This is a genomic window from Ruegeria sp. AF1, from assembly GCF_056542125.1.
Map to the genome: position 1 here is coordinate 26,361 of NZ_JBQFZG010000024.1, position 7,804 is coordinate 34,164.

At 50.8% G+C, this 7,804-nt stretch carries 6 protein-coding genes; 4 read left to right on the forward strand and 2 right to left on the reverse strand.

Features of this window, described 5'->3' with window-relative positions:
* The first annotated feature begins 547 nt into the window (after positions 1–547).
* Both ACR0BK_RS19260 and ACR0BK_RS19265 read left to right on the forward strand, forming a co-directional pair.
* Entirely contained in the window at positions 548–1,981 is a 1,434-nt protein-coding gene (locus tag ACR0BK_RS19260; protein ID WP_480555941.1) for a hypothetical protein, read from the forward strand.
* Positions 1,982–2,042: 61 nt separating this feature from the next.
* Positions 2,043–2,912, forward strand: a complete 870-nt coding sequence (locus ACR0BK_RS19265; protein ID WP_480521208.1) for a metallophosphoesterase family protein — start codon at positions 2,043–2,045, stop codon at positions 2,910–2,912.
* Here the strand turns inward: ACR0BK_RS19265 and ACR0BK_RS19270 are convergent, their stop codons facing one another.
* Positions 2,913–3,671, reverse strand: coding sequence for a hypothetical protein (locus tag ACR0BK_RS19270; RefSeq protein ID WP_480521210.1), 759 nt, complete (start codon positions 3,669–3,671; stop codon positions 2,913–2,915).
* Between the two features lie 182 nt (positions 3,672–3,853).
* Here ACR0BK_RS19270 and ACR0BK_RS19275 point away from each other — a divergent pair, with 182 nt between their 5' ends.
* Positions 3,854–4,780: an SdiA-regulated domain-containing protein gene (locus ACR0BK_RS19275; protein ID WP_480555942.1), complete on the forward strand. Its 927-nt coding sequence runs from the start codon at positions 3,854–3,856 to the stop codon at positions 4,778–4,780.
* Positions 4,781–4,874: 94 nt separating this feature from the next.
* Here ACR0BK_RS19275 and ACR0BK_RS19280 read toward each other — a convergent pair whose 3' ends face one another.
* Positions 4,875–7,247, reverse strand: coding sequence for an autotransporter family protein (locus ACR0BK_RS19280; protein WP_480555943.1), 2,373 nt, complete (start codon positions 7,245–7,247; stop codon positions 4,875–4,877).
* Positions 7,248–7,673: 426 nt separating this feature from the next.
* Between ACR0BK_RS19280 and ACR0BK_RS19285 the strand changes: the two genes are divergently transcribed.
* A partial coding sequence (locus tag ACR0BK_RS19285; protein ID WP_480555945.1) for a transposase occupies positions 7,674–7,804 on the forward strand: 131 nt, incomplete at its 3' end.

Sequence of the window (7,804 nt, forward strand, 5' to 3'; positions counted from 1 at the left end):
GGAGGTGTTGATGGCGTCGCTTTCTTTCGCCCGGTCTTGAGCGGAGTTTTGTATCGCTCTGGCTTCAAAGGCGGTGACAAGGATCGAACGGGTCTGAGTAACGTTCAGCGCGAAACCCTGTGCGATGAGGGGTTTTCAACCGGGTTTTATGCGGACTTCGGCAAAAACACTCTATACGGTCGCACCAGTTGCGGAAACGGATCTTTCGACTATCAAAGCGCCAAATCCTCCCGACCCGATGCTGTCATGGCGTCCATACACGAGGTGATTGAAAACCCTGGTAAGGGCCCTGTCCTGATACACTGCATGTGGGGCGTTCATTCCTCGGGCGCATTGTCGGCAATGGCGCTCGTTCAGTTTTGCGGTTGGACGGAAGAAAGGACCAAGGAATATTGGAATGACGCCCGAAACGGGGCGCCTTGTTCAGGCGGATGCGACAAGTGGATTGACACAAAATTCTCCAACTTCAGTGTCGACCCAAAGTTAAAAATCTCCACCGAACAAAAGGCAGCGATTTGCCCTAAATGATACCGGGAGGACTATCCAAATGAAGTTCAATCTTCTGGGGCCACTTGCTTTCATCGCACCCACTGTCTTGTGGGCGAACGACGAAGTTCTCGGTGAAGCCACAACATTTGATAGTCCCAACGGCGTTTCTGAACGTTGTATTCGGATCGAAAAAGTTCCAACGGGCGAGTACAAGAACAGCGATCTTGAGGAAGAAAAAGCCTATTGCGAGATCGATTTCTATGCCTCTGAAATTGCTATTTGCCCAAAAACCTGGAGCACCAGCCCAGGAATGGCCGTCTACGATATTTCGGAAGGACCCTACATGGGGAACCGTTCTGAATTCGAGAGAAACGCTTGCAAAGAGGGCAAGTTGGCAAAAGATCTGGCCAAAGACAGGGTGGCTAAATTCAAGTCCACCATGAACCAAAAGGGCACCAGTGGAACGTTTTCCACTTCTTCGCTGCTTTACTATCATTTCTCCAGGTATTTCGACACGACTGTCAAAGTTCCAGTCGCGGTTTGGCGCAGCATGGACGCCCAGGCGCATTTTTCCGAGGTCGCAGAGCCTGGTCTTGCGATTTCTGGTGGCTCTCATGGCGGGCGCATGAACCACGAAGGCTGGCGTGTCTTCGCAGCTGCGGATGCCGACCCGAACTCATACCAACCGACCGATGATCTATTCACATCGGATCGAACGCAAATATATGGTGTACTGCTTGATAGCCCTGGGCATCGATACGGCTCGGAAATCAACGGCACCCGTAAATCTGGTTGGGGGAAAGGCCAAAACCGTGATTTTCAGGAAACCCCCGCTTTCTTGGCTTTGCGTTCTTCAAAACCATTGTCTGAGGCCATTGCAGAGGGCGTCGGAGAAGGCCGAAAAGACCGGATGATCAACAAGGATCTCGGTCCCGATGTCAGCGACCAACAGATGGCATTTTGGATGCAAGAACTTACCGAGATTGTTCTCCTCGATTTCATCTTTAGCCAGCAGGACCGCGTAGGAAACATAGACTTCACACCCTATTGGTATTGGGTCGAAGACGGAAAGCTGAAGCATAAGAAAGCCAAGCACCATCAGCCGAATGATGGAGATATTCCCGCCGAGGCATTATTAATCCGTCGCAGCAATCTAAACGACAACGATGCTGGTGGGCGGGTCGAGTATGCTAACTTCGCGAAATCTACTCATATGCTAGAGAAAATGCGGCACTTCTCTCCAAGCACTTACCGGCGCTTGGTTGCATTGAATAGCGACCTTCAAACCCAAGGCCCGGTTTATGACTGGCTGTCGCTAAGCCTTGGGCTTTCAGACAGTCAGATTGCACAAGCCGTCAAAAATACCGCGCTGGCAACGTCCATCCTCCAGAACAATTGTTCTAATGGTGATTTGATGTTCGACTTGGATCCTGTCGCATTCTTTTTGAGAAACGACACCGAGGTAGAGACAGTGGATTGTAATGACACGTAGGCTTTCTACGCTTTTTGCGGCGTTCATTTGGACCGCTCTGATCGCCTGCAAAGCGGCGGCATTGGATGTTATCGTCATATCGGATCTGAACGGCAGCTATGGTTCGGTGAAATACGATGCCCGCGTCGACAAAGCGATTGAGCGGGTAGTCGAGATTGATCCCGATTTGGTGATTTCGACGGGCGATATGGTCGCGGGACAGCGCATTCCCAACTTGTCAGACAAACAGGTCAGAGAGATGTGGAAGGCGTTTCACGAGGCCGTATCAGATCCTTTAGCGGCTGCCGGAATTCCATTTGCGGTCACGCCTGGAAACCATGATGCCTCCGCCTACAGTGGGTTCGAGCGTGAAAGAAAAGTATACGCAGAGGAATGGATACCAAGAAAACCAGACGTCGATTTCCTGGTTTCGGATGACTACCCGTTCTTCTACGCGTTTGAGATGCAGGGCGTAACGTTTGCATCTCTGGATGCAACGACCTTAGGGCCGCTATCCGGTGATCAACAGGACCGACTTGGGGAATTGGGTGCAAATGGAAATCCGGTTGTCACTTTCAGTCACCTCCCACTCTGGCCCTTCGCGATCCAGCGCGAACGCGAAATCATCGGTGACCCAACACTTGAAAAAATTTACCTAGAAAGCGGTGTCGTTCTGCATCTGTCAGGCCACCATCATGCCTTCTACCCAGGCTGGAAAGACGGTGTGGCTTATGTTTCCCAAGCTTGTTTGGGAGGTGGCCCGCGACGGCTTATTGGTGACAATGCCAAATCACCTCACAGCTTCACTCATGTTACGTTCCAACCAAACGGAGAGTTTGGAATAGCAGTATATCGAGGGCCTGATTTCGAAAGGTCAGTAAACTTCAAGTCGCTCCCGAAAGAGATCAGATCCCCGAATGCGGTGTTGAAACGCTTAGACCTTGTGAAATGATTAGAGGTTGAGTTTCAGCTCAACTTTTTCAGGGACCAGATCGTTTATCATCTCTTCGATCCGAGCTTCCGACAATCCACCCGAGGTAATGAAAAGCAAAGAAACGCGAGATTTTCCGGGTACGTGGTGTTTTCTGACCAACTTCCAGCCAGCGTCTGCGGCCATAGCTTCAATGTCCCCGCTGACTTTCAATGAGTGCTCTTCGTCTGAAGCCTTGAGCGAAATTTCCACGCCCTTGTTTCGCCCACCGAGCCAAATGAAACACCAACACACAATCGCCACCAGTGTGGCCATCAGCGGTAAGCCCAAACCGACCGCGAGCCCAAGCACGGTCACTATAATCATTTCAACCGTGTCGACCGGGTCATCCATATTTGATCGGAACCTTAACAGAGCTCCTATTCCAAAAATCACGAACCCAATCATCGATCCGTGCTGTACGACCAGAAACCCAACCACCATGCCGACAAGCGCGTATAGGAAGAACAGTCGCGGCATAACGATATCGCTGACACTTCTGCGGGCTCTCCGCCTCACAGGATGATAGACGATCAAACCAGCCAGAATGATCGTGACGATCACATCGAGAGTGAAGAAATACAGTTCCTGTTTGCCACGAAACTGCGTCCACCGGCGTTCGATAACGATTTCCGACCCCGAAGCCCCGGCCAGCATCGTCGCAGGGTCGACTTGTGACACCGCAGCACCTGGCAACAGCAGCATCAACAACACGGTCACAAATGTGAGGGTCGTATTCAACTTGTCTTCCTTCCTGCTCACGCCAAAGGCTTACGCTTAACCAAAGGCACATCGTGCACTATTCAATTCAATCGCAACAGGCGGGATCAGGTAAAGAGATTACAGTGCATTCTTCGGACATCGTATCCGGACTGTGATACGAACGCTGATACAGGGATGTGGTCCAAGCGCGAGAGAATCCAATGACAGAAAACAGATTGTTTTTGTCAAATGCTGAAATTTCACGGTGTTTCTGCAAACTTAGACGACTTGCTTTTGCAGCCAGCTTGGTTGCGGCAGCCTTCTTGCCTTGGACCGATTTTGCCTGCGCCGAAAGTGCTGGTTTGGTTCTGGTCGATAAATTCAAGGTGGCAGACAAATCAGAGGGATTTTCGGAACCTTCCGGTTTAACAATGTCTAACGCTGAAGGTTTCTTGTGGTCTGTAAGTGATGCCGAACCTAAACTGCACCTACTCGGAGTCGACGGGGTATTAGGAAACTCTTTCAAGTTGCCAGCATTGGTAGGATCAGATTTGGAGGGCGTCGCATCACGAAAAGATGGGACTGTTTTAGTACTTCAGGAAACTGATCGATCAATTCTAGTCGTTCACTCGACTGACCCCATTCAACTAACTACAATCCCTCTCACATCTCTCAAAGGCTACTCGGACGCCGCTGAATTGCTCGTCGGTAACCCTTTGAACAAGGGACCTGAGGGCATCGCCGTCGACCCGGAATCCGGGCGGGTATTCATTGGCATTGAGGGACAACCAAGGTTGTTAATGGTCGTATCACCGGAGCTAGATGAAATTGTTGAGATCATTCCTTTAGACCGCGATGCAGGTTTCATCTCCGAGCGTGTAGATGATGATGAACTGGATTTGAGCGGCCTGGCATGGTCCCCATCTTCACGTTCTCTTTGGATTGTAAGTGACAAAGGCCGTCAAATCTTCGTCTACAATCCAGAGTCCAAGTCCATAAAGTCTATCAGTTTGACGTTCACAGAAGATGGCAAACAAAAGGAAGTTAAACATCCCGAAGGAATCGCTCTCGATGAGACCAAAGGGCTTCTCTACATCCTGACAGACGACGCCAAGAAATCGCGGCTTTATGTTTTTAATATTCCCTAATTTTGATCGCTAGAGAATGAAGCTCACACCGCCACGATAGCTTCCGCAAGTTGTTGCAGCTAGCTTACCACTCCTCTTCGTTGGTCCACCCTAATCAGAACCGAACGCTTAAGTTTGCACCGAGACCATGCTCTTGGCCGTTGGAACGAACTGAATAACCATACCCTGCCGTTAGTCTCGCCAGATCAGAAATCTGATAGCCCAGTCCAAGCCCGAGAACGAAGCCATTTGCTCCTCGATTTTGTCCGACTTGTGTAAATGTTCCGAACAATGGATTTGTAACTGTGATTCCGTGCTCACTATCCTTGTTGGCAAAGAAGTCATATTCATACCGGGCGAAGGCGATTGGGGTCAGCAAACCACTCTCTGTCAAGAAGTCCCGTTGGTAGTCAACTCCAATGGAGGCGACCAGAGACTCTGCGTTCGCTTTTTCAATCGAGTAGTTGAAATCACCACCGCCGGTCTCTGTGCCTGAACCTTGTTGAATACGCCCGTAGTTCACTCCAAAAACCGTAGAAACCCTTGCACCGCTGTCCAGGTTAAACAGCTTCCGTGCCTGGATACCGGCATGGATGCCCTCTTGGTCCAAATCAGACTTTGCCTCGCCTCCCGTAAAGCCATCAACAGAAGGGTTATTCCGCTTGGCGTCGGTTTCACCGAACATGTAACCGATCAGTCCGGAGAACTCCCAAGTTCCGGTTGTTGTACGCCCATAGACGCCCACATGATAGCTGTCGGTCGAAAAATCCTGATCGACTTGATCGTGTTCATCCATGGAGGATGTCCCAAAACCTGCGTAGACGCCGACCACACCTCTATCGGTGCTTGCGACATCCGCTCCGACCAAAATGGTGCCCAGCGAATAGTCGAATGTCCCGAGGCCGTTACTTCCATCAACGTCTCCGCTCACATAGGCCGTGTCGATCCACCAGCGCCGATCAGAGCAGTCTATTGCGCCGCTCGGGCTCTGGGCCAAGTCGATGTCGCCTGCTGCAACGGGTTGATCCTCATTGCTGAAGCCAACTGCTTGATACTTGCGGCAGTCAGCGTGGCTCAGCACTGTGTTAGTTATCAGGTCAAGTTGCTCCAGCCCCACGGTCAAATTAGAGGAATAGGGTTCTGCGTGCACACGATTAAACCCAGCCAAACCTGAATTGGTAAGCGTGTTAACGGTATTACCCAAGGTTGAGCCATTGGTCAGATTAGTTCCAGGTGACGTGTTTGTGGTGTTAGCCACCGCACCAGCAAGGTTGCTTGCATTGGGAGATCCAACAACTGATGGATGTTGCGGTAAACTCGAGACGGGGAGAGTCGAAAACGTTATGTCGATTCTACCGTCTGCGGTTGGCGTGTTTGAGATACTCAGACTGGATAGGGCGGGCAGAGATCCTCCGGCAACAAGAGTTGGGGAGTTTCCATCGAAACTCGAGGCTTGAAAAACCGTGTAGTCGTTGCCAGCTGCATAGTCCTGCGCAGTCAGGCCGGGACGAGCGGCTTCGACTTGTATGGTGGCGCGGTTAATCCCTGTCACGGGCCCGCTGGATGACACCAAATCGGCTTTCTGACCGGCCGTCGGATCGACTTCACTTAAGATCCTTGACCCAGTTTCAAATGCGATACCGCCACTATTGTTAAGCGTACCAATTGAAAAGCCCGGCGAAAGCACCCCTCCGTTCTTAACTGTGAAGTTGAATGCGTTCACGGTTCCCGTTCCGGCCAGCGTGCCAAAATTCTCAAAGTTTACGGTGTTCAAACTGCTTGCCGCACCAAGCCGAACAGTCGTGCCTGCCGCAATCGCCATGTCACTGGTTGAAGAAATCGAACTATTCGTCAGTGTGAAATCAGAAGCCTCGGCAACCCGGGTCTGGATATAGTACGCCCCGAAAACCACTTCGGTAGCCCCCATAACGGTCAGGTTGTCGTAGGTTAACGGTCGGTCTGACTGGAAGTAGACTTCAGTGGGGTCGATATTCGCGCCGTTGAAGGGAGCGAACGTCATTGATCTGCCGGAACCAATCGAAGTTCCAATGAGGTTCACTCTGAGCTTCCCGTTGATGTTTGTTGCCAACGCTTCCCGGGAGACAAAGTCTCCGCTACCCGCCGCGACATCGACATTCAAAAGTGTTAAAACTGAAGCATTGCTTGGAACGGTATTTTGGCCCGGAACATACAACTCAATTTCACCTGAGGAAGTAATTGAGGAGTTTCCAATTGTAAGTCCTGTAATGGGTCCGTTTGGGATCGGCAGACACGTGCGTTCCGTCGTTGAGATTGTTTGATTAACGCGAGTGCTTTCAGATCCAGAAGCATACTCTATTCGAGGAGACCCCAATTCTACGCAGGCCTGTGAGCTTTGGGCTTGTGCTTTGGTTGGCGACATCAAATAAGCCAAAATTACGAATGCGATATTCGCCAGAGTGATGCGCTGAGCAATTCGACTTAGTGGGAACGGCCTATTGTTTGTCACCAACTTTTTCCTCTCGCGGTACAAGCGACGCTACCTCAACTTAGGACTTGAAAAACAGAGTTTATCTTTATGGATTTTTTTGTTGTGGCATATGAGCAAGCTCACAACACGGGAAGGTCTGCGCAATGCAGACCTGCTCGTGCATTTACTGCGAGGCAAGACAAGCCGGGTTTTACATTCCGACCATATCCACCTTTGCATAGAAGCAATCGCAAAAGGTCAAGCCTTGAAACGATTTTCCCGAGCTTGACGGGCGCTGAACAGCGCCATTGAGTATAGGCATGGATCATTGGATTTCGGAGTCGATAGCTAAGATCAATGCAGATGCTCACCGCTCCGCCGATACGCACCTTTTCAAGCTAGGGTCAGGATGCATTGATTTCCCGAGCGCTGCGTGTTTCACGGCTCTGAAAACAGAGCGGTGACATGAGCAATCCTTTCTGGCTGACCGACGCACAGATGGCGCGTCTGAAACCCTACTTTCCAAAGTCGCACGGTAAGCCAAGGGTCGACGACAGGCGGATTCTGAGCGGGATAATTTTCATCAACCGCAATGG